Below are 26742 nucleotides of genomic sequence, written 5' to 3'. Positions count from 1 at the left end.
CAAAGCTGCACCTTGCCCTGCACAATAAGCTTTCCCAGCGCGCGCGCATCTTCGTCGCGCCGCCGTGCCACAGGCCCCTGCCCGCGCGTGCCCGCCCAAAGAATGCCAAGCAGCCGTGGCAAATGCCAAAGATGTGCCCGCGCCACGCTCACAAGCGATCTCCGATCAGAAACTCGGCGGCGCGATCAAGCCGGATATGCGGCGGCCCGTCGCCACGCGCAAGGTTTAAGACAGCGGGCGCAAAACTCATGATCTGGTAATCCTGATCAAGCCAGCGCTGCGCCCCCTCGCGGGCAGGCTGCAAGAGCTTCGCAGGGTCAGACGGCAGATCCCCTGCATAAAACGCCGCCTGCTTGCCGCTCTCCAAGAGCTGGCCGCGCACGAGCTTCAGCCTCTCGCCATCATGGCGCATCTCGGCCTCCTCCGTGGCCCGCAAGGCGGCAATCGACATCGCGCAGACTTCGGCCCCCGCAAAGCTGGCACGGTCCGCCGCCCCGCGCACCAAAGCCTCGACAATCCCCGTCAGCGCCGCGTGCTGCTCATGATGCAAATGGTCCGCCTTGGTGGCAGCAAACAGGATTTTCTCGACCCGCCGCCCCAAGAAAAGCCGCTTCAGAAAAGCGTTTTGCCCGGGCTTGAACGCCTCCAGAATATCACTCATCGCGCGGCGCATATCCTCCAGCGCCTCAGGCCCCTTATGGATTGCGCCCAGCGCATCAATCAAAACAACCTGACGGTCGATCTTGGAGAAGTGGTCGCGAAAAAACGGCGTAACAACCTTGGCTTTATAAGCCTCATACCGCCGCTCCATCTCGCGCCAGAGGCTCTTGCGGCCCGCGCTCTCGGCTTTGGGCAAAGGCGCAAATGTCAGCACAGGCGAGCCCTCAAGCGCCCCGGGCAGTAAAAACCGCCCCGGCGTGCAGTCATAATAGCCCGCATCGCGCGCCGCCGTGAGATACCCGGTGAAAGACGTCGCCAAAGCCTCTGCCAAAGGCTCCTCAAACGCCTCGCCCCCCGCAACGGCCCCAGCCTCTTTCAAGAAATCAACCGCCTCATCCCGCCCCTCAAGCCGCGCCAAGACCTCGCCCGACCACGCTTCATAGGATTTCTCCATCAAACCAAGGTCCAAAAGCCACTCGCCAGGGTAGTCGACAATATCAATATGCACGATCCGCGCACCAGACAGCCCGCCCAAGAGCCCCCGCGGGGTGATCCGCAACGACAGGCGCAACTCGCTCACCGCGCGGGTCGAGGTCGGCCAATGCGGCCGCGCGCCCGTCAAAGCGCCCAAATGCGCCTCAAACTGAAACCGCGCCACCGTATCGTCGGGCTGCGGCTGCAAATAGGCCGCCTCAATGCGCCCCTGCGCCTGAGCCGCCAAGCCGCCCATGCGGCCAAGGTTGAGCAGGTTGGCCACAAGCGAAGTGATGAAAACAGTCTTGCCGGCGCGCGCCAGCCCCGTCACCCCCACACGGATCACAGGCTCCATAAAAGCCTGCGAGACCGTGCCCGCCAGAGTGTCCACCTGCCGCGCAATGCTATCCGCCAACTCACCGATCACTCTACTGCCCCTCTTGGCTTCGCTTGTCTCCAAGATAGGGCCGAAGAGCGCCACACACCAGAGGGGAGCGTCGCGCAGCCCCTGCCGCCGTCAGCGAGGCTTGCCGCGCCGCCCCCGAAGCGCTAAAGCCCGCCTATGCCCAGATATGCCCTCAAAATCGAATACAACGGCGCACCCTTTTCAGGCTGGCAACGCCAAAAAGAAGAAACCACGGTGCAAGGCGAAATCGAAGCCGCCTTGGCCAAACTGGAGCCGCGCCCCCATACCATCGCCGCCGCAGGGCGCACCGATGCAGGCGTTCACGCCCTCGGCCAAGTCGCCCATGCCGATATGGAGCAAAACTGGACGCCCTTCCGCCTCTCGGAAGCCCTGAACTACCACCTCAGCCCAAGCCCGATCGCCATCGTCGCCTGCGCCGAAGTGACTGACGACTGGCACGCCCGATTTAGCGCATTAGAGAGGCAGTATTTCTTCCGCCTGCTGGCCCGCCGCGCCCCCTCAGTGCACGACAAAGGCCGCGTCTGGCAGGTGAAAAACAAACTCGACATTGACGCCCTGCGCGAGGGCGCGGCGCAGCTCATTGGCCAGCACGATTTCACAACCTTCCGCTCGACCATCTGCCAAGCGCAAAGCCCTGTGAAAACCCTCGACGACATCAGGATCACCGACCACCCCGTGGCAGGCGGCGTCGAATACCACTTTCACATCCGCGCACGCTCCTTTTTGCACAATCAGGTCCGCTCCATCGTGGGCACATTGGAACGCGTCGGCGCAGGCTCATGGACTCCCTCTGATGTGACAAAAGCCTTGATCGCCCGCGACCGCGCCGCCTGCGGGCCGGTCTGCCCGCCACAGGGGCTCTACCTCAAACACGTGCTCTACCCCGAAGACCCGTTTGCCTAAGCGAATTTCGCATTTTCGCTGCGCGAAAATCCGACCGAGGCGAGGGGCCAGCCCCTCGCGCTCCTGAGCCGCTTGCGCAGCAAGCGCGAACCCGACAGAGCGGAGTTGATACGCAGAGTCGGGCCATGGATATTTTCAGAAAGAAAAAGGAAGAGCTGTTTCCAACCCTTCCTCAAAAAGAGAACTCTCTTTTCCTTTCACGGCCATCGGCGTCCCCGCCTGTTCCGTGACACAAGCTTGGATGATGAAAGTTAAAAAAGTCTTTTTCTTTCCAGAAATATCCTCAGGGGGTGAATGCCGGAGGCAGAGGGGGCGCGAGCGCCCCCAAACGCCGGCCAGCCCATCACGCCTGCCGCGCCAAGCGCGCTTCCAGCACATCAAACGGCACACCGGGCTCGTCTTTCGCCCCACGGATCACCAGCGAGGTCTTTACGCTCGCCACATTCTCCGCCGCCGTCAGGTCTTCTGTCAGAAAGCTCTGGAATGTCGAGAGGTCAGGCGCCACGCATTTGAGAATGAAGTCGACCTCGCCATTGAGCATATGGCACTCGCGCACCAAGGGCCAGGCACGGCAGCGCGCTTCAAAAGCCGACAGGTCGGCCTCGGCTTGACTGACGAGCCCAACCATCGCAAAGACCTGCACTTCAAAGCCAAGCTCGCGCGGGTTGACCTCGGCATGATAGCCGCGAATAAAGCCCGCCTCTTCCAGCGTGCGCACACGGCGCAAACAAGGCGGCGCAGAAATCCCGACCCGCTTTGCCAGCTCGACATTCGTCATCCGCCCATCGGCTTGCAGCTCAGCCAAGATTTTACGGTCAATCTCATCGAGACGCGTATGCGGCATCGTTTATCCCTTCCAGATTTTCCGATTGTTATATCACCGCACCCCGCAGGCGCAACAATATTTCAACTCCGAGCAAGAAAGCAAAACACCGACCTCAAAGCAGCGCAACCTGCTCCCCCGCGCGCCCTCTTTCCTTCCCCCAGCAAGGAAGTTATAGATCGGCCCACCCCCGTTTTTCACAGATAGAACCAGAGGCTCCCACATGGCTGAAACGCGTCACACCAAAGTTCTGATCATCGGCTCAGGCCCCGCTGGCTATACGGCCGGCGTCTATGCCTCGCGCGCCATGCTGGAGCCGATCCTTGTGCAAGGCATTGAGCCCGGCGGCCAGCTCACCACCACCACCGAAGTGGAAAACTGGCCCGGCGACAGCGAGGTCCAAGGCCCCGATCTGATGATCCGGATGCAAGAGCACGCCAAAGCCATGGGAACCGAAATCATCGGCGATATCATCACCAGCCTTGACCTCTCCGAGCGCCCCTTCAAAGCCCAGGGCGACAGCGGCACGCTCTATACCTGCGACGCCGTGATCCTTGCCACAGGCGCGCGCGCCAAATGGCTCGGCCTGCCCTCCGAAGACAAGTTCAAAGGCTTCGGCGTCTCGGCCTGCGCCACCTGTGACGGCTTCTTTTACCGCGGCCAAGAGATCGTCGTGGTCGGCGGCGGCAACACCGCCGTCGAAGAGGCGCTCTTCCTGACAAACTTCGCCAGCAAGGTCACACTCGTGCACCGCCGCGACACCCTGCGCTCTGAGAAGATCCTCGAAGACCGCCTGATGAAAAATCCCAAGATCGAAACGCTCTGGTTTCACGAAATCGAAGAAGTTTACGGAACAGATATGCCCCTCGGCGTCGAAGGCGTAAAAGTCAAACACACCCAAACAGGCGAGATCACAGACCTGCCCTGCAAAGGCGTCTTTATCGCGATCGGCCACGCCCCCGCCAACGAGCTGATCAAAGACACGCTGCAAACCCACATGGGCGGCTATGTTGTCACCAAACCCGACAGCACAGAAACCTCGATCCCGGGCGTCTTCGCCGCAGGCGACCTGACCGATCACAAATACCGTCAGGCCGTCACATCCGCAGGCATGGGCTGCATGGCCGCGCTGGAGGCCGAACGCTTCTTGGCCGAACAAGACAGCTAAGCGCCCCTGCGCCAGCCCCCGCCTAGCTCTTTTTCTTTCTAAAAATATCCCGGGGGTCTGGGGGCAGCGCCCCCAGCCGGGCGGTGCGGCGCAGCCGCAGCGCAATCCTTACCAAAAGGTCAAAGCCGCGCACGGCGCGGTCACACTCGTCTCTCTTCAAAAACCCCTGTTTTGCCGGTGCACGGGGGGTGCACGCAATGTGCACGCTTTTCACCCCCCCAGAATCACCGCTCAGGGCACATTCGTTAATGCGCCCCCAAAAATATCAAATATTTTTTGCCCCGCTCACATCTTGGCAGGCACTTCAATCCCGAGGAGCGTCAAGCCAAGCTCCAACTGGCCCTTGGCTGCGGCCAAAAGGCCGAGGTGCGACGCCGCAATGGTCGGATCGATCCCCTCTCCCAAAACACGGTTGGATTGGTAAAAAGAATTGGTCGCATTGGCGAGCGTGTAGACGTGCATCGCCATATTGCTTGGCTTGCGGGTTTCCACCGCCCGCGCAAGCTTTGCAGGAAAGGCATCAAGCGTCAGAACAAGACTGCGCGCCCCGTCGCTCACCTCAGTGAATGCCGCAGGCACAAGCCCCGCCGCGCGGGCATTTTCCATCAGCGAAGCAATCCGCACACAGGTGTATTGAATATATGGCCCCGTCTTGCCTTCAAACTGCAAAAACTGTTCCATATCAAAGATATAGTTGCTCTCTCGGTCGTGTGAAAGCTCCCCGAACTTGATCGCAGCGATGGCAATTTGCTCAGCCGTTTTTTCTAGCTCGGCCCCGTCAAGCTTGCCCATATCCTCAAGCCGCTTGCGTGCCGCCGCGTGCATTTCTTCCATCAGATCATGCAGCCGCATCACCCCGCCTTCACGGGTCTTAAAGGGCTTGCCGTCGGTCCCGTTCACAGTCCCAAAGGCCGTGTGCTCAAGCACAGTGTCGCCCAGACGACCCGTCTTCTCCATGCCCAAAAAGACCTGCTGGAAGTGCATTTTTTGGCGCGCATCCACAACATAGAGAATGTAGTCTGGCGTGTCTGTTTCCAGACGGTCCACGATGGTCGCAAGGTCGGTCGCGCCGTAGCCATAGCCGCCGTTGCTGTTGCGCAGCATCAGCGGAGGAAGCTTCTTATCCTCTTCTAAATGCACAACAATCGCCCCGTCGGACAGTTCTGCGACGCCACTGTCTTCCAAACTCTTCACAAGCGGACCAAGCATTTCCTGATAGCGGCTCTCGCCATAAAAATAGGTAAAGTCACAGCCCAAACGGTTGTAATCACGGCGCAGGCTGGCAATGCTCACATCCACAATCCTATGCCAGAGCCGCATATAGCGCGCATCGCCCGCCTGAAGCGCCGAGGTGGCGACACGGGCCTTATCGCGAAAGACTTCATCCGCCTTTGATTTGGCCGAGGCCGCAGGATACCACTCCTGCAAATCGAGCATAGTGATCGGTGCGCTCACCTCGTCTTCAAAGAGGTCAGGCCGCACCTCTTCGATCTGCGTGATAAGTTGGCCAAGCTGCAAGCCCCAGTCGCCCAAGTGCACATCACTGACAACGTCATGGCCCGCAAATTCCAGAAGGTTGATCAGCCCGTGCCCAACAATCGCAGAGCGCAAATGCCCCACGTGCATTTCTTTGGCAAGGTTCGGCCCGCCATAATCCACCATGATCTTTGAGGCAGGGGCCGTCGGCGCAAGCCCACGCGGATCAGCCGCCGAGGCCGCCACCAAAGCGCAAAGCGCAGCCTCGGTCGCCTTAAAGTTCAGAAAGCCCGGCTTCACAAAATCGGCCTCAAAAAGCCCTTCCATATCAAGAGCTTCCATAACTGCCGCGCCAGCATCCATCGGGTTCATTTTCTGGCTCTTGGCAACGCCCATGAGCCCGTTGCACTGAAAGTCGGCAAGGTCTGGCCGGTCCGAAACCCGCACAGCCGCAAATTTCGTGTCATAGCCCGCACGCTCAAAAGCGGCATTCACGAACGCTTGCAGCGTCTCAATCAGGGTCTTTTGCATCTGGCGCGGGCCTTCCTGGCATGGGTTTCAAAGTCGGGCTGTGCATACCGAGCTTGCGCCCTGAGGAAAAGAGGCAAATCATGCTGGCAAGGCTTCCCCTTGGCTTGAGTTTACTGTTATCAAATTTCCATGAGCACCACAAAGCCCCAGCGCATCAATGTCGAGTTCGTCTCGGCCTACCCCAGCCGCCCCCTGCGCGGCGAAGATGCCTATGCCGCCATCATAGGCGATGTGCTCGCGCGCATGGCGGCGGCCCTTGGCCATGACGTGACGCGCGAATACTACGTCAACGACGCAGGCCCACAGGCAGATGCCCTCGCGCGCGGCGTGTTTGCGCGCTGTGTCGCGCCCTCTGAGTTCGAATCCGACGAAATCACAGCCCTCGCCGCCACCGTGCGCCAAGGCTTGCCAAAAGAGCTGTTCACAGCCGCCGAAGCCGACTGGCTCCCCCTCGTCCGCCGCGCCGCCGTCCAAGCGGCCATGGCCAGCATCGGCGAAGGTCTCGCCGCTCTTGAGGTGCAGTTTGATACCTTCACCCACGAAAGCAGCCTTGAAACACGTGGAGAGTTGCCACGCCTTTTCAGCGACTTCGCCCGCAAAGATGCTCTCATGGACAGCTCAGGCAACTTGATCACCACAGCCCCAGAGACACCAACCGCGCGCCTCATGCTCGACACCGTCTCGCGCGGCGATCTGCGCCCTCGCCCCCTCACTGACGGCGACGGACGCTATACCTATTACGCCGCCGATCTGGCTTATCATTCCGACAAGCTCGCACGCGGTTATGACCTGTTGATTGATGTCTTCCGCAAGGATCACGCAAGCTATGCGCCCGGCCTCATTGCAGGCGTTGATCTGATCAGCGCAGGTCAGGCCCAGCTCTTGGTCTGCCTGATTGATCCTGTGCGCCCCGCTTTGGCCCAAGAAATGTCGCCCCGCGCGCCTGCAGCGACTGCGCTGCCCTCTCTTGAGGCGCTTCTGGCCTATTATGGCCCGCGCCTCTTGCGCCGGCTGTTTCTGTCCCACACCCCGGGCGAGCCGCTTGTGCTTAACTGCGACGCGGCGACGCGCACAGAACTTTTGCGCGCCGAAGAGGCCTGCACCAACGCGCGCGCCTTGCCACTCGGCGGCACAGAGCCGCCAGAGCCAGCATCGCCCCCCATTGAGGCCGCTTTCATAGCCAAAAGCCCCCATATGCTCATGGCAAGCACTGATGCTTTGGCAGCCGAATGCCTCCACATGGGTGCAATCACGTCCCGTGCCAAAGATATCCTTGAGCAGAGCTTATCCGCTCTCGGCCTCGCCCAATAGCCGAAAGCAAACCTATGTCAGATCTGCACATTCGCGCCATCACAGCCTCAGATCGCCCCGAATGGGGCCGTATGTTCACAGCCTATCTAACCTTTTATGAAACATCGCGCCCCAAAGAGGTCTATGACAGCTCTTTTGCGCGGCTATTGTCAGACGAAGACACCGAGTTCAAAGGCCTCATCGCCCTCAAAAGCGGGCAAGCCATCGGCTTCACCCATTACCTCTTTCACCGCCATATGTGGTCGATTGAAAACACCTGTTATCTTCAGGACCTCTATGTTGATCCGGCCCGTCGCGGCACAGGCGCAGGTCGCGCATTGATCGAGGCGGTGCACTCCGAGGCGGTCAAAAAGGGCGCGACAGGCACCTACTGGCTCACCCAGGAGTTCAACACAACCGCGCGCCAGCTCTACGACAGGGTCGCAACGCTCACACCCTTTGTCAAATACAACAAACCAGTCGCCTAAGACCTCCCCAGCCCTTTTTCTTTCTCTAAATATCCTCCCCGAAGGGCCGCTTTCAGACTGTCACCACATCCGCGCAAGCGCGCAGCCCTCATCCGCCAATATCTTCCTGAGCAATCGAAACGGTTTTCACTACCGCATAAATCTCACACCCCACAGCAAGCCCAAGCGCCTTGGCCGAGCGCCGGGTGATCCGCGACAGGATCTGCCCTGCCGCCGTTTCAAGAGCCACAATCGCGCCAGGCCCCTCGCCCTCCCGCAGCCCCATAACCCGAGCTTGCAGGATGTTGAGCGCAGACAGCCCTTCAGGCTTCTGGCGCGACAGGATCACATCACTCGCCGCAATCCGAACCCGCACAGGAGCGCCAATCGCCTGCCCGAGCTTTGGCAAAAACAAAGGCGCCCCCCCGGCAGCAAGTTCGCTCAACCCGTCCGCATGATGCGCCACAACAATTGCAGTAATCACAGCGCCGACACCACGCACCCCGCCCGAAACAAGACTTGGATCGGCCAAGACATCTGCAGGCGCACGCAGGCCTGATGCGGTGCCTCGCGACAGCGTGACCACCTGATTGGCCAGCCGCCCTAGCTCGCTCACCGAATGGGTCACATAGAGGATCGGCAGCCCACCGTCGTCGCGCAGCCGCTCAAAATATGGCAGAAGCTCGCCTTTGCGCGCCGTATCGAGCGCCGCCAGAGGCTCATCCGCGAGCAAAACCTGTGGCCCGCTCAAGAGCGCGCGCCCCAACGCCACGCGCTGTGCCTCCCCGCCCGAAAGCTTTGCTGGCCTACGCGCCAGCAGGTCGCCAATCCCGAGAAGTTTCACAATACGGTCAAACGCGGCGACGCTCGGCGGGTTCGCCGCCAGCCTGCGGCCGTAGTTGAGGTTACCTTCCACACTCAAATGCGGAAACAACCGCGCATCCTGAAACACATACCCAACCCCGCGCTTATGCGCAGGCAGGTTTTTGCGCTTGGCCGCGTCAAACAGCACCCGCTCGCCCAATGCGATCCGCCCACTGTCAGGCGTGACAAGCCCCGCAACCGCATTGATCAGCGTGGTCTTGCCCGACCCAGACGGCCCGAACAAAACCGTGATCCCCTCAGGCGCAGCAAAGTCAGCACGTAGTTCAAACCCGTTCAGCGACTTGGCAATATCAACCTGCAAGCTCATCTGCCCGCCACCTTCTGCGCCATACGCCGCGCCAACCATTCCGAAAGCAACAGCGCGCCCATCGCCACCACGACAGCGATGATCACAAGCTTGACGGCCGCGCTCTCTCCCCCTGGCACCTGCAAAAAGCTATAGACCGCCGAAGGCAAAGTCTGGGTCTCGCCGGGGATATTGGAGACAAATGTAATCGTTGCGCCAAACTCGCCCATTGCCTTGGCAAACCCAAGCACAGCGCCAGCCAGCACCCCGGGCATCGCCATCGGCAATGTGACTGTGAAAAACACTCTCAAAGGCGAAGCTCCCAGCGTGGCCGCCGCCGCCTCGAGCCGCTCATCGACCGCTTCAATCGACAAGCGGATCGCGCGCACCACAAGCGGAAACGCCATGAGCCCAGCCGCCAAGACAGCCCCCGTCCAACGGAACGCCAGCGGCATCCCGACAGCCTCCAGAATCCGCCCGCCAAACCCTTGCGCACCAAAAAACATGAGCAGAAGATACCCTGTCACGACAGGCGGCAAAACGAGTGGCAAGTGGACCAGCCCGTTGAGCAGACCATGCCCCCAAAAGCGCCCCCGCGCCAGCGCATAGGCCACAACAACCGCCACAGGCAGGCTCAAGGCCGTGGCCCAGAGCGCCACTTTGAGCGAGAGCGCAACAGCCTGCCATTCCTCGGGGCCAAGCCAGATCACGGGCGGGCCTCTATGCGCAAAAAGCCTTGCGCGGCAAACTGCGCCCAAGCGGCCTCGCTCTGCAAAAACGCAAAGGTTGCCGCCCCGTTTTGCGTCAAACGCGCGGCCGGATAAACAATCGGGCGATGGCTGTCTTCGGGAAAGCTCAGCAAAACCTGCACCTTAGGTTCCGCAACCGCATCACTCGCATAAACAATCCCGTAGCGCGCCTCGCCCCGCGCCACCAGCGCAAGTGCGGCGCGCACATTGTCTGTCTCAACAACCCGCGCTTTGAGCGGCTCCCAAAGCCCCAAACGCTCCAGCGCCGCACGGCCATAGATCCCAGCCGGCACAGCCTTGGTCAGGCCCATGGCAATGCGGCCTTCGCCAAAGCGCGCCGCATCGCCAAGGTGAAGATCAGGCTCGGCCTCCCGCCCGATCAGAACAAGCGAATTGCCCAACAGGTCAACGCTCTGGGCTGCCTCAACGCGCCCACGCTCCTGCAAGTGATCCATCCACTCGACATTGGCCGAAATAAAGATATCCGCAGGCGCGCCCTGCTCGATCTGGCGCGCCAAAGCAGAGCTGCCCGCATAAACAAGCCGAAGCTCTTGCCCCGTGGCCGCCTCGGCTTCGGGCTTCAAGCTGTCAAGCGCCGTCTTCAAGCTCGCCGCCGCAAAAACGGTCACGGTCTCAGCCGCTGTTGCGCCACTCAGCACAACAGCCAAGACAGCCGCCAATCCCCATTTGCCTGCGCGCGCCATCGCCTCTTCCTTCGCACAAAAAAGCCCCGATGCCATTTCCAGACATCGGGGCCATAATGTCAGAGCCTAACGTCTTAGCCCAGAACAGATTTTACAGCCTTGGCCGTCTTGCCGACCACTTCGTCAGCCTCCTCGCGCGTCAGACAGAACGGCGGGGCGAACCCAAGGATATCCCCCTGCGGCATGGCGCGGGCAATCACGCCTTCAGAAAGCAAGGCCCCCGCAATCTGCGGCCCGATCTTCTCGGCGGCGTCAAAATAAACCCGCCCATCGCGCGATTTGACGAATTCAACAGCACAAAGCATTCCCTCGCCGCGCACTTCGCCCACATTCGCGTGTCCGCCCAGCGCATCCGCCATCGCGGCGTTCAGATAAGCGCCCGTTTCAGCCGCGTTCTGCATAAGGTTCAGCTCATCCAGCAGCTTGAGATTGGCAACGCCTGCCGCAGCGCCAATCGGATGCGCAGAATAGGTCCAGCCGTGGCCAATAGGGCCGTTTTCGTCTGTGCCTTGCTCCAGAACCGCCCACATCTTCTCGCTCACAATCGAGCCTGACAGCGGCGCATAGGCCGATGTGAGGCCCTTGGCGATGGTGATCAGATCAGGCTTCATGCCGTAGTGCTCAGAGCCAAACATGGTTCCAAGACGGCCAAAGCCCGTCACCACTTCATCCGCCACAAGCAGAATATCATGTCGCTCAAGAACCTCTTGAATAGCCGCCCAATAGCCCTCAGGCGGGGGCACAATACCGCCCGTGCCAAGCACAGGTTCGCCGATAAAGGCCGCGATGGTGTCAGCGCCCTCGCGCGCAATCAACGCTTCGAGTTCGGCCACACAATGCGCGACAAATTCAGCTTCGGATTGGTCAAGATTGTCACGGCGGAAGTAATAGGGCGCTTCTGTGTGCACCACTTGCGCAAGCGGCAAATCAAACTTTTTGTGAAACAGCTCAAGCCCCGTCAGCGAGCCTGTCACAAGGCCAGAGCCGTGATATCCGCGCCAGCGGCTGATGATTTTCTTCTTTTCGGGGCGGCCCAGAATGTTGTTGTAATACCAGATCAGCTTGACGTTGGTTTCGTTCGCATCAGAGCCGCCAAGGCCAAAGTAAACTTTGCTCATATGATCAGGTGCGCGATCAAGGATCATCTTGGCAAGTGTGATGCTCGCCTCGGTTCCGTGGCCCACGTAGGAGTGGTAATACGCCAGCTCTTTGGCCTGCGCCGCAATCGCCTCGGCAATTTCCTGACGCCCATAGCCGACATTAACGCAGTAAAGCCCTGCAAAGGCGTCGAGCAGACGGTTGCCGTCGCGGTCCTCAATATGGCAGCCCTTGGCGCCTGTGATGATCCGCTGTGGCGTCACGCCACGGGCAAACTCGGCCAGATGTGTGGAGGGGTGAAAAAAGTTCTCACGGTCCCAAGCTTCGAGATGGTCGTTCTTCAGCATATGAAAACGCTCCTATGGTTGGCATCTCACCTTTATGCCGGAGCTCAGCGTGCAGATGGTTGGGTTAATGCGCAGGCCCTTCCTGCCAAAACTTGGCAGGCAGTTCCAGAACAAATTGCCCCAACAGCTGATTTTCACGCCTACACCGCCCATGATTTGCGCCACAGTCGCGCCTATCCTCGTATCCTGTGGCCAGCCCCCGTGAGGTCACAAATCGTAATATCAGCGGCGTCTTGGCGCCCCTCTACCTTTCCGATGATCACATCTCCAAGCTCCAGAGGCGGCGTATCGTCGGGCCACAGCCCCGCCGCCAAAGCAGCCTCAAGCTCGCCTAATACCGCGCATTGACTGGCGCGATCCGTCACATACAGACTGGCCGCAACAAGTGCCCTTGGGTCGATCTCTGTCTTACCCGCCTGATCAGCGCCGATCGCTGTGATATGCAAATTCTTGTGCAACCACTCGGCCTTAAGCACAGGCGCGCGCGCAGAGGTCGCTGTCACAACAAGCTGGCTTTGCGCCACAAGATCGGCCGGATCTGTGGTCACCTCACAGTCAATGCCCAGCGCTTCACTCAAATCAACAGCACAGCGCGCCGCCTTTTGTAAATTGCGCCCAAAGACCAAGAGCCGCTCAAACGGGCGCACCAAATGTGCCGCCCGCATTTGAAGTCGCGCCTGAACGCCCGTACCAATCACACCCGCAACACGCACATCCTTTGGCGCAAGGTATTTCGCGGCAACAGCCCCAGCGGCGGCAGCCTGCAGGTCGGTAAAAGCTTCAGAAACTGGTTCGGCCCCTGTCACCTGCCCCTGCGCCAAGGCGACAAAACCGCGCTCGACCATATCAACCAGCTCGGTATTGAGGGATATACCCAAGCGAAGCTCCGCTTCCGTCACACTGGAAATACCCTGCGCCATAAGCCCTCCACCTTTGCGTTAATGGCCCTGAAACCACAGCCAAAAGCCTATGTCAGCCCCAAATCGGATCCGTCAACAGAGTGTTGACGGCTTGCCCAAAAGGGGGCGCATCAAGATCGCGGTGAGACACATAGGGATCTGATAACACCCAAGAAAGATCAGGAACTCCGGCGATTGCGTGACTGGCAGGGCCACTAAGAACAGCGCCACGTTGCGATTTCCTGCCACAAGAGCAAAAGGAGCGGCGTCCGCTTCCCCTCCCGACGTGCGCAACACAATATGCGCCACAACCTGCAACCCAAAGCTCACAAGAAACACGAGCACAAGCCACGTGCCAACCTCCCAAGGAACCGCCTTGATAGCGGGCCCCAAGGCGCTCATGAGACCAATCACAATCACCGCCAGCCCTATAGACATAACCCAATCAAGAGCGTCGCGGCCTGCGCCCTCCAGCTCGGGCAAGGCGATATGACGCGTCACAAAGGCCGCCCCGATGACGAGCCAGATCGAGATATTCGGGCTGCCCGTCACAGAGGGCGCCGCGAGCATCAAAGTAAAAGCAATTGCACAGGGCGAGGCGGCGAGGCCAAAAAGCGCAAAGCCAGCCAGCGCGAGCAAAGGCAGCAAAAAGCGGCTCTCCGCCATGCGCTCGGAAAATGACATTTTGCGTTCAGGCTCTGGGCGCTGATCGGGATACATATAATCCCAAGCCATAATATAAAGCATGAACAACCCCGCCAGAACGAGCCCCGGAAAGACCCCAGCCATAAACAGCTTGGTAATGCTTTCGTTGATCGTCACACCATAAACAATCAGCGTCAGAGAGGGCGGGATCATCAGGCCCAAAGTGGCAGCCCCCGCCAGTGTGACAATGATCATAAACTCGGGATACCCACGCTCGCGCAACTCGGGGATCGACATTTTCCCAACCCTATTGAGCGTCGCAGCCAAAGAGCCGGACACCGCCGCAAAAATGGTGCAACCCACGATATTGGTGTGCAAAAGCCCGCGCGGCAAATAGCGCATCCAAGGCGCAAGCCCTCGAAACATATCTTCGGACAAGCGCGTTCGATACAGGATCTCCCCCATCCAGATAAAAAGCGGCAGCGCCGTGAGCGCCCAGCTCGACGCGCCCGACCAGATCGTTGTGATCATGGCATCGCCTGCGGGGCGCATGGTAATCAGCTCCATACCCACCCAAGCAACACCCATCAGCGCCAATCCGATCTAGACAGAGCCGCCCAGAAGCGCAAACCGAACGAAAAGGAAAATAACCGTGGCGTAAAGTTCGCTCATTCTAGAACCTCCCCGTGAATTTGCGTTTCACGCAAGCACATAAGCCGCGTCAGATAATCCCAGATCGAAATGGCCAAAAGCACTGTCCCGATCGACATGGGAAGCTGTGGCAACCAAACAGGCGTATAAACCCAGCCCTCCCCCGAGCTGGCCCAAAGCTCGCCCCACTTCAGGGGCGATGTGGCGAACATTGAAAAGAATGTGATCAGCCATTCGGGCGTAAAGTCCTGCCCCTGCTCTACGACACGCTCACAGTTTATCCCTTAACAGTCCAAACCCGTCCTGCCCTTCACCGCGACAATCCGCTGACGCGCCATGATATTCTCACGCCAGAGTTAATCGCCAACGAGCCGTTCATCGCCATGGGTCCTGATCACATGACACAGCGCCGTCTGTGAGAGGTCTTCAACGCCGCAGGTTTGCCCCTGCGCACGCGGGTGCACTCCCATCTCTTCAAAAATCTCCTGAGCTTTATCAAAGAAGGGATGGGAATTTCCCTGCTTGATCCTTTCGTTCTGGAACATGATCATGACCCACGCTTTGTCTCCCGCCCGTTCGAGCCAGCAATCCTGATAGATATGGCCGTGATTACCTCCTCCACGCGCCCGTTGTCCCAGACGGCAGCCATTTTAGCGCCGCAATTTTGGGAAACGCTCCCGAGCTTGATACCGCCGCCGCCCAAGTCGAAATCAAACTGGCCGCAGAAGAGCTTTGCCAGCGTCACCCTGATATTGGAGCGCTTGTGCTCGAATGCACCAATATGCCGCCCTATGCCGCCGCCGTCGCAACGGCAACAGAACTGCCCGTCTATTCAATTTATAGTTTTGTGAGCTGGTTCCAGTCAGGCCTCACACCACAGGCGTTCTGAGGCCTCCCGCTACAAAGAACAGAGCTTATCCTCAAGCGCGACACAAAACGCCACCTAAGGCCTGAGCCAGCCCTCATAGGCCAGCAAGACAAAACCAGCAATCGGCGCGCGCACTTCAATCTTGAAGTGATACTTGCCGCCTGCGCCCCATTCGAGCGCCGTCACGCGCGGCCAAAGCACCCGCGGTAAAGGGATGTCCATAAAGCGCAGGCCGCGTGCCTCTTGGCGAAGCGCCCCATTTTCAATGACAAGCGCTGATGTGATGGTCACAATACCCATGCGCTCCACAACCAGATCGCCCGCCTGCCACAGCTCCGAGCGCAGCTCACGATCTTTGATCTGCCGGCGCCATATCGCTACGTTTTCCTCTTCTTTGGTGCCAAACCAGAGTGGCGCATCCTTACAAGGCGGAGGAAAGCCAAAGAGTTGCATCAACGGCGTGGCGCGCAAACTGATCTCGCCCTCCCTGATCCCAACCTGACGGTGGAGCGCCTGAACCTCGGGCGCAAGCGCCTCAAAGCGCGCGCCAAGAATACGTTCAAATAGCCTCATACCCAAGGTCTCCTCACATCTTTGCCGCCAAAGCCTACCCGCGTCGGACTAGGCTTTGATCATCGAAATGACAAGTCATCAAAGGAAAATGGCAGGGGCACACAGACTCGAACTGTGGGCCTACGGTTTTGGAGACCGTCGCTCTACCAACTGAGCTATACCCCTAAGGCCGAGCTATGCGATAAAACGCAGCGACGCGGAAATCAAGGCGCTTTTTCAGTCAAAACGCTTTTTCAGCAGCAAAGCCGCAAAACGCGGCGATTTATGATTGGCATCTTCCTTATCTGCCGCGCCTTCGACGGCATAGACAGGGTCGGTAAACATCCCCTGCACCACAGTTTCGTCAGGCTGTCCGATAAATCCAAAGCCCAGCTCCTCAAAGGCACGCTCAAGCGCCCCCCAAAGTCGTGCTCTATGCTCGGGCAGCGCCTCAACAACCCTTGGGACATCCGCCAAAAGGCGCCCCTCTTCCTGCTGATTGACGACACCCCAACAGGGAAATCCAGCATAGGCAAAGACAATTTCCTTGGCCCCATCCTCTCTCATCAGCAGCGCCATCCGAACGGCGCGGCGCTCCTGCAAAAACTGCGCAGCCGCCACACCAAGTGCCGCTTCACTGATCGCGCGGTCCGAATCCAACATCAAATCAAGATACCCCGCGAAAAACTCGGCCAACCGAAGCCGCACACCATAAAAAACAAACGTATCAAAGTCTGCTGTCTTCAGATGCTTGCGTCCGTTCCGATTAACCAAGAGAACAGTCTCTTCCGCCTCCGGCGTGATCGCCTGCAACGCGCCCTTTCCGTAATGAATGTTGCGATACTCACTGCCCGCAGCACCCCAAAACTCCACATCATAGCCGCGAAAGCCCACGAGCCCCTCGTCAAACGCCCGCCGCACGGCCCCAAGATTGCTATCGCCAAAAATGGCAAGCTTACGGAGCGAAGGCATTGAGCAATTCCTCTTCGCATTTCACATCAGCCCCAGCTTTCACACGACGCTTTTTGGACGGCTCCTGCTTTTGCGGGAGGTCAACCGCGCCAAACACCCGCCGTTGGTCCTCAAAGAAATGTGTCATCACGGTCGCCACCCCCTCAGGCACAACCGAGCGCATATTCGGCGCAAAAAACATCCCGCGAAACACGGGATGGGTGATAATCTCATAAGACGGAAAATAATCGATGTCCTCTGACGAGGCCACAACCTCGCCCGCGACAGCCCGCAACAGCGCCTTGGACTGTGACGTTGCCGTCAGAACGTGCGCGCCTGACGCAGTCGCAACGAGCGGCACAGGCGAGACCGTGAGCAAGATTTTCACGGCCCTGTTCTCAGCCCCGATCAAGGCGATTGCGGCCTCAAGATCAGCTCTCAGCTCTGCAAAACCGGCATTGTAAAAACGATGCTGCCCAGGGTCAAACGCCACGCCCGCAACAGTTCCGGGACAGAGCGCATATTCAAATTCTGTCTCCAACTGCCGCCACGCCTCCGTCAACCCGAGCGTAAAGACAAAAACATCCGCCTCTCTGACCGCCCGACGAATGCTTGCCAGACAGGCTCTACGCGCGTCCAAAAGTTCGCCTTGGCTCCCAAAGCCATTCGGCTCGATCACAGGGCGTAACGGATCATACCAGCGCCCCTCTGCCTGCCAAAGCTCGGTCTCCCCCCCTTCAAAGGCCAGCTTCAACCATTGCAGCAGCATCCTCGGCGTGTAGATATTGCCTGTGCGAAAACTGAAAACACCATAATTGAACCGCGCAGCGGCCTCGCCCCGCAGCCAAGGCGGCGCAGGTTCCGCATCAAACCAGTCATATCCACGCGCCGCCAGAGCCTTGCCGATATGCTGGGCAAAGCAACTGCCAGTAGTGACGATCCGATGGTCAGGGCGAATGTGAAATTTCGGCTCCCATAGCCGCTCCAGCCCGAGCGGGCCTCTCTCTGCAACAGCACTACGCCAGAAGGCAGACGGCTCTAGAGCCTCATAAGGGTTACTCATTAATTAATACAATCCGTTACATTTTCCAAAACTTAGCAAAGCCGGTGACACGCATCAACACAAACCAAAAGGGCCGCCCTCATGAGGCGGCCCTTCTATTTCAAGCGCTGTGGGGTCTCGTGACCTTTCTTTCAGAAAGGCACTGTCCCCCACGCGTCAGAAGCCCAGCAAGCCGGGCTTCGACGTTTTACTCAACGATTTTCGCAACAACGCCTGAGCCGACTGTGCGGCCGCCTTCGCGGATCGCAAAGCGCAGGCCTTGCTCCATTGCGATCGGCGCGATCAGCTCAACGCCGAACTTCAGGTTGTCACCTGGCATAACCATTTCAGTGCCTTCTGGAAGCTCAACCGTGCCTGTTACGTCCGTTGTGCGGAAGTAGAACTGTGGACGGTAGTTCGCGAAGAACGGCGTGTGACGGCCACCTTCGTCTTTGGTCAGAATGTAAACTTCTGCCTCAAACTTGGTGTGTGGCTGAACAGAACCGGGCTTACACAGAACCTGGCCACGCTCAACGCCTTCACGGTCGATGCCGCGCAGAAGAACGCCAACGTTGTCACCAGCCTCACCGCGATCAAGCAGCTTGCGGAACATTTCAACGCCTGTGCAGGTCGTTTTCTTGGTGTCGCGGATGCCCACGATTTCCATTTCGTCGCCAACGTTAACCGCGCCACGCTCAACACGACCGGTCACAACTGTGCCGCGGCCCGAGATTGAGAACACGTCTTCGATGGGCAGAAGGAACGGCTCGTCGATCGCACGTGGGGGCTGTGGGATGTATTCGTCAACAGCCGCCATCAATTCCTTGATCTTGTCTTCGCCGATGTTCGCATCACGGCCTTCCATTGCCGCAAGCGCTGAGCCCGCGATCACTGGAATGTCGTCACCCGGGTAATCATAAGCGGACAGAAGCTCACGGATTTCCATTTCAACGAGCTCAAGAAGCTCTTCGTCGTCGACTTGGTCAACTTTGTTCATGAAAACAACCATTGACGGGATGCCAACCTGACGGCCAAGCAGGATGTGCTCGCGCGTCTGTGGCATGGGGCCGTCGGCCGCGTTCACAACCAAGATCGCGCCGTCCATCTGCGCCGCACCGGTGATCATGTTTTTCACATAGTCCGCGTGGCCTGGGCAGTCGACGTGAGCGTAGTGACGGTTCTCTGTCTCATACTCAACGTGCGCTGTTGAAATCGTGATACCACGGGCTTTCTCTTCGGGCGCGCCATCAATCTGGTCATACGCTCTGAAGTCACCGAAGTATTTCGTGATCGCTGCTGTCAACGTCGTCTTGCCGTGGTCAACGTGACCAATCGTGCCGATGTTGCAGTGCGGTTTGTTACGGCTAAACTTTTCCTTTGCCATCGCGTTGGCACCCCTTCATGTTACGGCCCGCTTCCGCGCAGCCAGATTTGATCTGAGCGCGCACATATGACCTTCTGAGGGGGAAATCAACCCGCGAATTTGTCGCTCGGCCTAGCCGTCGGCCTCCGCTGCAAACCAGCCTTCCTCCGCCTGCTGGCGCACCAGCCACAGCTCGATCATCTTGGCGGCATTCTTGCTCAGGTTTTCCAGCTGCTGATCGGCCGATTGGGTTAGGCCAGAGCCGATCACCTGCTCGCCGGAAAGCTGCTCGAAGACAATGATCTGATGGGCCTTTTCATTCAGCTTTTTGTTGGCCGCATTGTCCCAGACCGTGATGCGCAAAATAAGCGCAGACTTCGGGCTTGCCACAACAGGGATACCCGGCTGCGCCAGCACATAGCCCTCCAGACTGACGCCAAAATGGTAAAGTCTTTCGCCGTCATAGCGCCCAAACCGCTCGGCAATCCGCGCCTGAACGGCCTCGGTCCACTCTTCTTTTGATTTCTCGCGGCTCAGCGGGCCTTTTTCCATTTTCGGCGCGATCACAATATTATGACCCAGTCGGAAATCCCCCAGATCAACGGCGGGTTGGTCCAGATCGTCAGGGTTGGTGCAGCCCGCAATCAGGCCCAAAACACCGCCCAAAACGGCAAACACAAAGAATCGGCGCAGCATGGCAGCTCCTAAAATCGTTTCGCACGGGGATATACCAGCCCCGCCGCGCTGGCAATTGCCCCACACCCGTCAAGACCCTACATCAAGACAGAACAGAGGAGCGCGCCATGCCCGAAAACCAGACCCCCGTCGCCGTTTCGCTGGCCCGCACGCCGCTTGGGCTGCTCAAAAGCCTGTCTGCGGCGCGCAACAATGTGCTCTCGATCATCCCCCATATCGCCACGCAACAGCCCGTTGTTTCGGGCACAACAGGCATACGCTGGCATATGCTGATGGACCCTGACGCCATCCGCCGTGTGCTTCTGGAAGAGCTGGACAACTACCCCAAATCAGACGTCACCAAAAATCTTTTGCGCCCCGCCATTGGCGAAAGCCTCTTCATCGCGGAGGGCGCGCATTGGCGCTGGCAGCGCCGCGCTGCAGCGCCTGTGTTTTCCCATCGCAACGTAAGCGCCCTCGCCCCCGTGATGAGCGCCGCCGCCGAAACCAGCCTTGCGCGCATAGAGGCCGCTGGCCCGCGCGCCAGCGACATCTATGCCGAAATGGTGCGCGCCACCTTTGACATCACAGCCCGCGTCACCCTCTCGGGCAGCGCGTTGTTTTCCTCTGATGAGGTTCACCGCGCGATTGATGCCTATATCGCGGCGGCAGGCAAAGTCTCGCTGTTTGATATCTTGGGTCTGCCCATGTGGGTTCCGCGCCCCGCGCGCGTCAGGGCGGGGGCCTCGCTCAGGCAGATGAAAACCATAGCCGATGATGCCGTCACCTCGCGCCGCGCGGCGGGCGCGGGGGCGGTCCCCGATCTGCTGGACCTTTTGCTTGAGGGCGAAGACCCCGAGACAGGCCGCGCCATGAGCACAGCCGAGCTGCGTGACAATCTGCTGACATTCATTGTCGCAGGCCATGAAACAACCGCGCTGACACTGGCTTGGGCGTTTTATCTCTGCGCCTTTGATCAGGATGTGCAGGACAAGGCCCGCAATGAGGCCCAGAGCGCTCTGCAAGGCCGCACGGCCACAGCCGATGATCTGCCAAACCTGCCCTATTGCCGCATGATCATTGACGAGGCCCTGCGCCTCTATCCGCCGGCTGCGCTCGTCTCGCGCACAGCCCAAGCGCCCGATAGGCTCTCAGGCCGCGAGGTCCGCCGTGGCGACACTGTGATGATCCCGATCTATGCGCTGCACCGCAACGCGCTCCTCTGGGACGCGCCTGACGCCTTCCGCCCCGAGCGCTTCGCCGAGAAGCCAGCGCGCTACGCCTACCTGCCCTTTGGCGACGGCCCGCGGATCTGCATCGGCGCGAGCTTTGCGCTGCAAGAGGCGGTGATTATCCTCGCAACCCTGCTTTCAAAGCGCCGCTTCATGCCCGTGGCAGGCAAAACGCCTGACCCTGTTATGATCCTGACCTTGCGCCCCGAAGGCGGCGTCTGGCTCACATCAGAAGCGGTCTAGGCGCTGCGCGCCGCAACGCCTTCCATAGCGACCTGCAAGTCGTGCACCAGCGTCTTTGCCATGGAGCGAAAGCCCATGATCTGCCAGCTCTCTGCGTCCAGCCGCGTGATCGAACAGGCCATATGAAAGACTTCTGTGCGCGCCGTGGCCCCGACAGCAAACACCGTGTCGCGCAGATCGACTGGCGTCAGCCGCGCCAGCACATCGCGCGCCGCAGCCCCCTCAAGCGTCACCGAGGACCAAGCATCCGACTGATCCGTCAGCGCCGCGTGCTTGGCAAGCTTGCCCGCAGGCTCAACCCCGACCAAAAGCGCCGCGTTGCGGCCAAACCAGACCAGCCGCGCCGCGCCGTTTTCCGATGTCGCGCCCGCCGCAGGCCAGCCCAGCCCATGCGCCGCGTCAAGCGCCTTGCCCAAAGCCGCCTCTTGCCCCTTGTAGGGCGCAATCAGCGTCAGCGCGCTCATCTCGTTTTCGCGCAGCGTCACGCTGCCAATCGTCAGCGGCAAAAGCCCCGCTGCGGGCGATAGTGCCTTAAGCTCAGTCACGGCTGCGCTCCCCTTCTGGATCAAGGAATACTGGGTGGCAGACCTCACAAGTCGTCGAAACACCGCGCACATGGTCAACCATCTGCACAATCTCGCCGTGCCGCGCCCGTCCGCCTTTGAGGAAGCCAAGGCCCAGATAGGTGCCCAAAGTTGGCGAAAAGCCGACCGAGGTCAGATAGCCCTGATTGTTGGTGCGGATCGGCTCGACGCCGTCGTTGTAAAGATGTGCGCCCGCCAGAAGCTGCTTCACAACGCCGACAGGCTTGAGGCCCACAAGCATCTCGCGGTCTTCCTCCACAAGCCCGGGCCGCGCGGCCGCGCCCTTGCCGATAAAGTCCTTCTTCTTGCTCATCATGCCCTGCATACCAATGTCAAACGCGGTCACGCGGCCATGAATTTCGCCATGGGTGATAAAGCCCTTCTCGATCCGAAGCACATTGAGCGCCTCCATCCCGTAAGCGCCGCCGCCCATCTTCGCCGCGCGCTTGCGCAGCTCGCCAAACAGGCTCTCGCCATAGCGCGCAGGCACCGCCACCTCATAGGCGTGCTCGCCCGAAAAGCTGATGCGGAAGAGGCGGCCCTCAACGCCCAGAACCTTGACATCGCCACAGGCCATAAACGGCCAGCTCTCGCCGTCAATCGGGCTGTCAAGCAAGCCGTTCAGCAAGTCGCGCGCCTTTGGCCCCGCCACAGCAAACTGCGCCCACTGCTCCGTCACAGAAGCAAACCGCACATCAAGATCGGGCCGCTGGCCCTGGCTCACAAACTCCATATGCTTCATGACTTCGCCCGCCGCCGCCGTGGTGGTGGTCATCACAAAATGATCCTCCGCCAAGCGCGCGGTGGTGCCGTCATCCATCACATGGCCGTCTTCGCGCAGCATAAGCCCATAGCGCACACGGCCCACCTTCAGGGTCGAAAACATATTGGTGTAAACCAGATCGAGAAACGCGCCCGCATCCTTGCCCTTAATGTCGATCTTGCCCAGCGTGGAAACATCACAGACGCCAACAGCATTGCGCACATATCCAACTTCGCGGTCACAAGACTGCCGCCATGTTGTCTCGCCCTCTGTCGGGAAATAGGAGGGGCGATACCACAAGCCCGCCTCAATCAGCGGCGCCTTCGCCGCCACAGTCAGACGGTGCGACGTGGTAAAGCGCTCGGGGGCAAAGCCCTTGTCAGCCGCCCCCGCCGCCATAGCCGCCACAGCCACAGGCGTAAACGGCGGGCGATAGGTCGTGGTGCCCGTCTCGGGAATGCCCCGCCCCGTCGCATCCGCCAAAACAGCCAGCGCCTGCACGTTGGAGTTCTTGCCTTGGTCGGTCGCCATGCCCTGCGTGGTATAGCGCTTCATATGCTCCACAGAGCGGAAGTTCTCGACCGCCGCCTGCTTCACATCTTTCACAGTCACATCATTCTGGAAATCAAGCCAAGCGCGGCCCTTGCCCGCCACAGCCCAAAGCGGCGCGATAGTATAGGCGCGGTCCTCAGCGCTCGGCATCTTGGGCGCTTTGGCCTTCAGCCCCAGCGCATCACAGGCGGCCTGTGCTGCGCCGACGCCTTCGCCAAGACAGGCCGCCGTCGAGAAGACCCCGTTACAGGCCCCCGCCGCAATCAGTCCGGGCACCATGCCCACCTTGGGCACAAACGCCGCAATCGCCTCGTTCCACTCTGGCCGCCCGTTCATATGGCAGGTGAGATGCACAGTCGGGTTCCACCCGCCCGACATCCCAAGACAATCTGCCGCAACCTTCTCAACACCCGAGGCGCGCGCAATGCTCACCGCCTCAAGCGCCTTGCGTCCCTCGGTTCCGACGATCTGTGCGCCCGCATAAAACGGCACATCCAGATCACAGCGCGCCTCGGCGCGACTGTCCACCAAAGCGGCGATATGCACACCCGCCGCCAAAAGATCAGCCGCCACATCATGAATGCTGTCGTTGTTGCCAAAGAGCACAACCTTCTGCCCCGGAGCCACATTCCAGCGGTTCACATAGGCCCGCACAGCGCTCGCCATCATAATGCCGGGGCGGTCGTTGTTCTGGAACGCAATCGGGCGCTCCAAAGCCCCTGCGGCCAGAACAGTGCGCTTCGCCGCGATCTTCCAGAAGCACTCTTTCGCGAGGCCCTTGGCCAGCGGCCGGTGATGCGCCACGCGCTCGAGCGCCCCATATGTGCCGCCGTCATAAGCGCCCGTCACGGAGGTGCGCGTCATGATCCGCACATTGCCCATGGCCGCAAGCTTGGCCTGCATCGCCTCGGCCCAGTCGCGCGCAGACATCCCGTCAATCTCGCCCGCCTCGCTCAGAAGCCGCCCGCCCAGCGCGCTGTCTTCTTCCGCAAGGATCACATCCGCGCCCGCCTCAGCCGCTGTCAAAGCCGCCATAAGCCCCGTCGGCCCTGACCCGACCACCAAGACATCACAATGCGCAAAACCGCGCTCGTATTTGTCTGTGATCGGCTCTCCCGAAATGGCCCCAAGCCCCGCCGCGCGGCGAATAACAGGCTCGTAAAGCTTCTCCCAAAACGCCTTGGGCCACATGAATGTCTTGTAATAAAACCCCGCCCCAAGGAAGGGCGCGCCCAGATCGTTGACGCCCATCACATCAAACTCAAGGCTCGGCCAGCGGTTCTGGCTCACGGCCTCTAGCCCCTCATATATCTCCTGCACAGTCGCGCGCACGTTCGGGTCCTGAGAGCCGCCCTTGCCGACAGTCACCAAAGCGTTCGGCTCCTCTGAGCCCGCCGTCAAAACCCCGCGCGGGCGGTGATATTTGAACGAGCGCGCCACAAGCTTGATACCATTGGCCAGCAACGCCGACGCCAGCGTATCGCCCTCATAGCCCTCGTATCTGTGCCCATCAAAGCGAAAGCTCACTTTGCGGCCACGGTTGATCAGGCCCTCGCCATCAATCCTCATGCCTTGGCCTCCTTCACGTCCTGCGCCAGCTTCACCGCGCCAAACTCATGCGTCACCGTGTTGCGCTCGGCCACAAGCCAGCTCCCACAGCCGAAGTCATGAAACCACAGCTCTTGCGTCACACCCGCCACATTCTCGCGGTTGTGCAAATAATCGTCCCACGCCTCAAAAGACGCGTCCTCATCTGGCCGATCAAGCGCCAGCGCGTGGCCCTTATAGGAAAATTCGCGGCTGTCTCTCTCGCCACACAGGGGGCAGGCTATACGCATTGTCTTTCCTTATCCTTCAGTGCAGGTTGTGCTGGCTGCCGCGGTGCTCTTCGTCCATAAGCCCCCGCCCCGTTTCAAAACGGTCCAAACGGTGGCGCATAGCAACTTCATGCGGCTGCCCCGTCGCCATCAAATGCGCCATGCAATAGCCAGAGGCTGGCACAGCCTTAAACCCGCCATAACACCAGCCCGCATTCACAAAAAGCCCGTCAATATGGGTCTTATCAATGATAAAACTGCCATCAGGCGTCATGTCCATGATCCCGCCCCAAGAGCGCAAGACCCGCGCCTTGCCGATTTGGGGCAAAAGACACATCGCCGCCTCCATCACGTGCTCGGCGGTCGGCAGGTTGCCCCGCGACGCATAGGAGGCATAAAAATCAAGATCGCCGCCAAAGACAAGCCCGCCCTTGTCGGACTGGCTCATATACATATGCCCCATCCCGAAGGTGACCACATGATCAATACAAGGCTTCAGCCCCTCGCTGACAAAGGCCTGCAAAACATGGCTCTCGATCGGCAAGGTCATTCCAGCCATCGCCGCCACCTGGCTTGAGCGCCCCGCCACAACCATTCCGACTTTCTTGGCCTTGATCGCGCCGCGCGTCGTCTGCACGCCCTGCACAACCCCGTTCACAATATCAATCCCCGTGACTTCACAGTTCTGGATCAAATCCACCCCGCGCTGGTCGGCCCCACGCGCAAAGCCCCACGCCACAGCGTCGTGGCGCGCCGTGCCGCCCCGCTTGTGGTAAAGCCCGCCATAAATCGGAAAGCGGATGTTGTCATGGTTGAGGTTCGGCAGAAGCTCGCGCACCGTGGTCTTATCGAGCAAAACAGCATCATCGCCCTGCGAAATCATCATATTCGCCCGCTTGGCAGCGGCGTCGCGCTGCCCGTCAGAGTGAAACAGGTTGATAATCCCGCGCTGTGACATCATCGCGTTGTAATTGAGATCCTGCTCCAGCCCTTCCCAGAGCTTGAGCGAATGGGAGTAAAACTGCGAGTTGCCTTCAAGGCTATAGTTGGCGCGCACAATCGTGGTGTTGCGCCCCACATTGCCGCCGCCGAGATAGCCCTTTTCAAGCACCGCAATATTGGTCATGCCGTGGTTCTTGGCGAGGTAATACGCCGTCGAAAGCCCGTGCCCGCCACCGCCGATGATGATCGCGTCATACTCCGCCTTCGGCTCGGGGTTGCGCCAATGCGGCGTCCAGCCCTTGTTGCCCGTCAGGCCCTCTTTGAGAATTTTCAGCGCGGAAAAGCGCATATGACCCCCTTCGCCCGCAGGCAGTATACTGTTGCAGCGCGCAAAATGCGGCCTTCAATTGCAAGCAGACTATCAAGAGAGCCACAAAGGGGAAGTCCCCTTTTCGACATAGACTGTCCCACGCGCGACTGTGCTCTACAGATTTGCACAAAACCGCTTCAATCGCGTTGAAGCGCGCAGCACAAATCTCCCGCCTGAATATCAATCTCCCAAAACGCAAGGTCTGCTCTGCGGACGAAGCGAGCTTTCGCTTGGGAGGCTAACGTCAGCCCCTGGGGTGGCGACCTGACGGTTTTGGAAAAGCGCTTTATGCCAGCCAAATACTT

Annotated in this window: 25 protein-coding genes, 1 tRNA gene and 1 pseudogene; 6 read left to right on the top strand and 21 right to left on the bottom strand. The window is 59.7% G+C overall.

Translation table 11 applies throughout. The features are described 5' to 3' along the window. Positions 1-148: 148 nt before the first annotated feature. On the bottom strand, positions 149-1561 hold the full coding sequence (locus tag ACTF58_RS11725; protein ID WP_438992157.1) for a YcjX family protein: 1413 nt from the start codon (positions 1559-1561) through the stop codon (positions 149-151). Between the two features lie 135 nt (positions 1562-1696). Here ACTF58_RS11725 and truA point away from each other — a divergent pair, with 135 nt between their 5' ends. Beyond that, positions 1697-2464 (top strand): tRNA pseudouridine(38-40) synthase TruA, encoded by a 768-nt coding sequence (gene truA, locus ACTF58_RS11720; protein ID WP_438992156.1) that lies wholly within the window; start codon positions 1697-1699, stop codon positions 2462-2464. Positions 2465-2807: 343 nt separating this feature from the next. On the opposite strand, the gene ACTF58_RS11715 is transcribed toward truA, so the two are convergent. After that, on the bottom strand, positions 2808-3308 hold the full coding sequence (locus ACTF58_RS11715) for an Lrp/AsnC family transcriptional regulator (RefSeq protein ID WP_438992155.1): 501 nt from the start codon (positions 3306-3308) through the stop codon (positions 2808-2810). 202 nt (positions 3309-3510) lie between these two features. On the opposite strand from ACTF58_RS11715, the gene trxB reads away from it, so the two are divergent. Next, positions 3511-4455, top strand: coding sequence for a thioredoxin-disulfide reductase (gene trxB, locus ACTF58_RS11710; protein WP_438992154.1), 945 nt, complete (start codon positions 3511-3513; stop codon positions 4453-4455). Positions 4456-4740: 285 nt separating this feature from the next. Here trxB and argS read toward each other — a convergent pair whose 3' ends face one another. Then, positions 4741-6462, bottom strand: coding sequence for an arginine--tRNA ligase (gene argS, locus ACTF58_RS11705; protein ID WP_438992153.1), 1722 nt, complete (start codon positions 6460-6462; stop codon positions 4741-4743). A 129-nt stretch (positions 6463-6591) separates the two neighbouring features. Between argS and ACTF58_RS11700 the strand changes: the two genes are divergently transcribed. Together ACTF58_RS11700 and ACTF58_RS11695 are read left to right on the top strand one after the other, a co-directional pair. Continuing rightward, the gene (locus ACTF58_RS11700) at positions 6592-7773 is read left to right on the top strand and encodes a hypothetical protein (RefSeq protein WP_438992152.1); all 1182 of its coding nucleotides are present in this window, start codon (positions 6592-6594) and stop codon (positions 7771-7773) included. A gap of 14 nt (positions 7774-7787) precedes the next feature. Then, entirely contained in the window at positions 7788-8240 is a 453-nt protein-coding gene (locus tag ACTF58_RS11695) for a GNAT family N-acetyltransferase (protein WP_438992151.1), read from the top strand. Between the two features lie 88 nt (positions 8241-8328). Here ACTF58_RS11695 and modC read toward each other — a convergent pair whose 3' ends face one another. The 8 genes and pseudogenes from modC to ACTF58_RS11655 all read right to left on the bottom strand — a co-directional run bounded on the left by modC (position 8329) and on the right by ACTF58_RS11655 (position 15034). Beyond that, positions 8329-9411: a molybdenum ABC transporter ATP-binding protein gene (modC, locus tag ACTF58_RS11690; protein WP_438992150.1), complete on the bottom strand. Its 1083-nt coding sequence runs from the start codon at positions 9409-9411 to the stop codon at positions 8329-8331. Beyond that, positions 9408-10100, bottom strand: coding sequence for a molybdate ABC transporter permease subunit (gene modB / locus ACTF58_RS11685; protein WP_438992149.1), 693 nt, complete (start codon positions 10098-10100; stop codon positions 9408-9410). The genes modC and modB overlap by 4 nt, the downstream gene beginning before the upstream one ends. Then, positions 10097-10843: a molybdate ABC transporter substrate-binding protein gene (gene modA / locus ACTF58_RS11680; protein ID WP_438992148.1), complete on the bottom strand. Its 747-nt coding sequence runs from the start codon at positions 10841-10843 to the stop codon at positions 10097-10099. The genes modB and modA overlap by 4 nt, the downstream gene beginning before the upstream one ends. A gap of 74 nt (positions 10844-10917) precedes the next feature. Beyond that, positions 10918-12288, bottom strand: coding sequence for an aspartate aminotransferase family protein (locus tag ACTF58_RS11675; RefSeq protein WP_438992147.1), 1371 nt, complete (start codon positions 12286-12288; stop codon positions 10918-10920). A gap of 173 nt (positions 12289-12461) precedes the next feature. Beyond that, positions 12462-13208, bottom strand: a complete 747-nt coding sequence (locus ACTF58_RS11670) for a hypothetical protein (RefSeq protein WP_438992146.1) — start codon at positions 13206-13208, stop codon at positions 12462-12464. A 300-nt stretch (positions 13209-13508) separates the two neighbouring features. Beyond that, positions 13509-14504: pseudogene (locus tag ACTF58_RS11665) on the bottom strand (TRAP transporter large permease subunit); the annotation flags it as partial. A gap of 27 nt (positions 14505-14531) precedes the next feature. After that, on the bottom strand, positions 14532-14717 hold the full coding sequence (locus ACTF58_RS11660) for a hypothetical protein (RefSeq protein ID WP_438992145.1): 186 nt from the start codon (positions 14715-14717) through the stop codon (positions 14532-14534). Positions 14718-14839: 122 nt separating this feature from the next. Then, complete coding sequence (locus tag ACTF58_RS11655) at positions 14840-15034, bottom strand: hypothetical protein (RefSeq protein WP_438992144.1); 195 nt, start codon at positions 15032-15034, stop codon at positions 14840-14842. Between the two features lie 113 nt (positions 15035-15147). Here ACTF58_RS11655 and ACTF58_RS11650 point away from each other — a divergent pair, with 113 nt between their 5' ends. Then, positions 15148-15372: a hypothetical protein gene (locus ACTF58_RS11650; RefSeq protein WP_438992143.1), complete on the top strand. Its 225-nt coding sequence runs from the start codon at positions 15148-15150 to the stop codon at positions 15370-15372. A 54-nt stretch (positions 15373-15426) separates the two neighbouring features. Here ACTF58_RS11650 and ACTF58_RS11645 read toward each other — a convergent pair whose 3' ends face one another. The 6 genes from ACTF58_RS11645 to ACTF58_RS11620 form a co-directional block, all read right to left on the bottom strand. Then, complete coding sequence (locus ACTF58_RS11645) at positions 15427-15924, bottom strand: DUF4166 domain-containing protein (protein ID WP_438992142.1); 498 nt, start codon at positions 15922-15924, stop codon at positions 15427-15429. 89 nt (positions 15925-16013) lie between these two features. Further along, positions 16014-16089: transfer RNA gene (locus tag ACTF58_RS11640), tRNA-Trp, on the bottom strand. 51 nt (positions 16090-16140) lie between these two features. Continuing rightward, positions 16141-16875: a hypothetical protein gene (locus tag ACTF58_RS11635; protein ID WP_438992141.1), complete on the bottom strand. Its 735-nt coding sequence runs from the start codon at positions 16873-16875 to the stop codon at positions 16141-16143. Next, a complete protein-coding gene (locus tag ACTF58_RS11630) occupies positions 16859-17917 on the bottom strand; it encodes a GSCFA domain-containing protein (protein WP_438992140.1) in 1059 nt (352 codons plus the stop codon). The genes ACTF58_RS11635 and ACTF58_RS11630 overlap by 17 nt, the downstream gene beginning before the upstream one ends. Before the next feature lie 187 nt (positions 17918-18104). After that, positions 18105-19280: an elongation factor Tu gene (gene tuf / locus ACTF58_RS11625; RefSeq protein ID WP_438992139.1), complete on the bottom strand. Its 1176-nt coding sequence runs from the start codon at positions 19278-19280 to the stop codon at positions 18105-18107. A 111-nt stretch (positions 19281-19391) separates the two neighbouring features. Further along, entirely contained in the window at positions 19392-19955 is a 564-nt protein-coding gene (locus ACTF58_RS11620; RefSeq protein WP_438992138.1) for a hypothetical protein, read from the bottom strand. A 107-nt stretch (positions 19956-20062) separates the two neighbouring features. Between ACTF58_RS11620 and ACTF58_RS11615 the strand changes: the two genes are divergently transcribed. Beyond that, positions 20063-21409 (top strand): cytochrome P450, encoded by a 1347-nt coding sequence (locus ACTF58_RS11615; RefSeq protein ID WP_438992137.1) that lies wholly within the window; start codon positions 20063-20065, stop codon positions 21407-21409. On the opposite strand, the gene ACTF58_RS11610 is transcribed toward ACTF58_RS11615, so the two are convergent. The 4 genes from ACTF58_RS11610 to ACTF58_RS11595 are packed head-to-tail and all read right to left on the bottom strand — an operon-like array spanning position 21406 to position 26416. Beyond that, the gene (locus ACTF58_RS11610; RefSeq protein WP_438992136.1) at positions 21406-21954 is read right to left on the bottom strand and encodes a sarcosine oxidase subunit gamma; all 549 of its coding nucleotides are present in this window, start codon (positions 21952-21954) and stop codon (positions 21406-21408) included. The genes ACTF58_RS11615 and ACTF58_RS11610 overlap by 4 nt on opposite strands. After that, entirely contained in the window at positions 21947-24877 is a 2931-nt protein-coding gene (locus tag ACTF58_RS11605) for a sarcosine oxidase subunit alpha family protein (protein WP_438992135.1), read from the bottom strand. Before ACTF58_RS11605 ends, ACTF58_RS11610 begins: the two co-directional genes overlap by 8 nt. After that, on the bottom strand, positions 24874-25146 hold the full coding sequence (locus ACTF58_RS11600; protein WP_438992134.1) for a sarcosine oxidase subunit delta: 273 nt from the start codon (positions 25144-25146) through the stop codon (positions 24874-24876). Before ACTF58_RS11600 ends, ACTF58_RS11605 begins: the two co-directional genes overlap by 4 nt. A 16-nt stretch (positions 25147-25162) precedes the next feature. Next, a complete protein-coding gene (locus tag ACTF58_RS11595) occupies positions 25163-26416 on the bottom strand; it encodes a sarcosine oxidase subunit beta family protein (RefSeq protein ID WP_438992133.1) in 1254 nt (417 codons plus the stop codon). Positions 26417-26742: the final 326 nt, after the last annotated feature.

Origin of the sequence: Lentibacter sp. (assembly GCF_965657785.1) — a bacterium.
Classification (GTDB): Bacteria; Pseudomonadota; Alphaproteobacteria; order Rhodobacterales; family Rhodobacteraceae; genus Lentibacter.
This window is presented reverse-complemented; position numbering and strand designations above follow the sequence as displayed.

What these genes read in the sequence shown, in the direction of transcription:
- truA (WP_438992156.1), top strand. Translation starts at nt 1,697, where the DNA reads ATGCCCAGATATGCCCTCAAAATCGAATACAACGGCGCACCCTTTTCA.
- ACTF58_RS11715 (WP_438992155.1), bottom strand. Translation starts at nt 3,308, where the DNA reads ATGCCGCATACGCGTCTCGATGAGATTGACCGTAAAATCTTGGCTGAG.
- trxB (WP_438992154.1), top strand. Translation starts at nt 3,511, where the DNA reads ATGGCTGAAACGCGTCACACCAAAGTTCTGATCATCGGCTCAGGCCCC.
- argS (WP_438992153.1), bottom strand. Translation starts at nt 6,462, where the DNA reads ATGCAAAAGACCCTGATTGAGACGCTGCAAGCGTTCGTGAATGCCGCT.
- ACTF58_RS11700 (WP_438992152.1), top strand. Translation starts at nt 6,592, where the DNA reads ATGAGCACCACAAAGCCCCAGCGCATCAATGTCGAGTTCGTCTCGGCC.
- ACTF58_RS11695 (WP_438992151.1), top strand. Translation starts at nt 7,788, where the DNA reads ATGTCAGATCTGCACATTCGCGCCATCACAGCCTCAGATCGCCCCGAA.
- modC (WP_438992150.1), bottom strand. Translation starts at nt 9,411, where the DNA reads ATGAGCTTGCAGGTTGATATTGCCAAGTCGCTGAACGGGTTTGAACTA.
- modA (WP_438992148.1), bottom strand. Translation starts at nt 10,843, where the DNA reads ATGGCGCGCGCAGGCAAATGGGGATTGGCGGCTGTCTTGGCTGTTGTG.
- ACTF58_RS11675 (WP_438992147.1), bottom strand. Translation starts at nt 12,288, where the DNA reads ATGCTGAAGAACGACCATCTCGAAGCTTGGGACCGTGAGAACTTTTTT.
- ACTF58_RS11670 (WP_438992146.1), bottom strand. Translation starts at nt 13,208, where the DNA reads ATGGCGCAGGGTATTTCCAGTGTGACGGAAGCGGAGCTTCGCTTGGGT.
- ACTF58_RS11660 (WP_438992145.1), bottom strand. Translation starts at nt 14,717, where the DNA reads ATGGCTGATCACATTCTTTTCAATGTTCGCCACATCGCCCCTGAAGTG.
- ACTF58_RS11655 (WP_438992144.1), bottom strand. Translation starts at nt 15,034, where the DNA reads ATGATCATGTTCCAGAACGAAAGGATCAAGCAGGGAAATTCCCATCCC.
- ACTF58_RS11645 (WP_438992142.1), bottom strand. Translation starts at nt 15,924, where the DNA reads ATGAGGCTATTTGAACGTATTCTTGGCGCGCGCTTTGAGGCGCTTGCG.
- ACTF58_RS11635 (WP_438992141.1), bottom strand. Translation starts at nt 16,875, where the DNA reads ATGCCTTCGCTCCGTAAGCTTGCCATTTTTGGCGATAGCAATCTTGGG.
- ACTF58_RS11630 (WP_438992140.1), bottom strand. Translation starts at nt 17,917, where the DNA reads ATGAGTAACCCTTATGAGGCTCTAGAGCCGTCTGCCTTCTGGCGTAGT.
- tuf (WP_438992139.1), bottom strand. Translation starts at nt 19,280, where the DNA reads ATGGCAAAGGAAAAGTTTAGCCGTAACAAACCGCACTGCAACATCGGC.
- ACTF58_RS11620 (WP_438992138.1), bottom strand. Translation starts at nt 19,955, where the DNA reads ATGCTGCGCCGATTCTTTGTGTTTGCCGTTTTGGGCGGTGTTTTGGGC.
- ACTF58_RS11615 (WP_438992137.1), top strand. Translation starts at nt 20,063, where the DNA reads ATGCCCGAAAACCAGACCCCCGTCGCCGTTTCGCTGGCCCGCACGCCG.
- ACTF58_RS11605 (WP_438992135.1), bottom strand. Translation starts at nt 24,877, where the DNA reads ATGAGGATTGATGGCGAGGGCCTGATCAACCGTGGCCGCAAAGTGAGC.
- ACTF58_RS11600 (WP_438992134.1), bottom strand. Translation starts at nt 25,146, where the DNA reads ATGCGTATAGCCTGCCCCCTGTGTGGCGAGAGAGACAGCCGCGAATTT.
- ACTF58_RS11595 (WP_438992133.1), bottom strand. Translation starts at nt 26,416, where the DNA reads ATGCGCTTTTCCGCGCTGAAAATTCTCAAAGAGGGCCTGACGGGCAAC.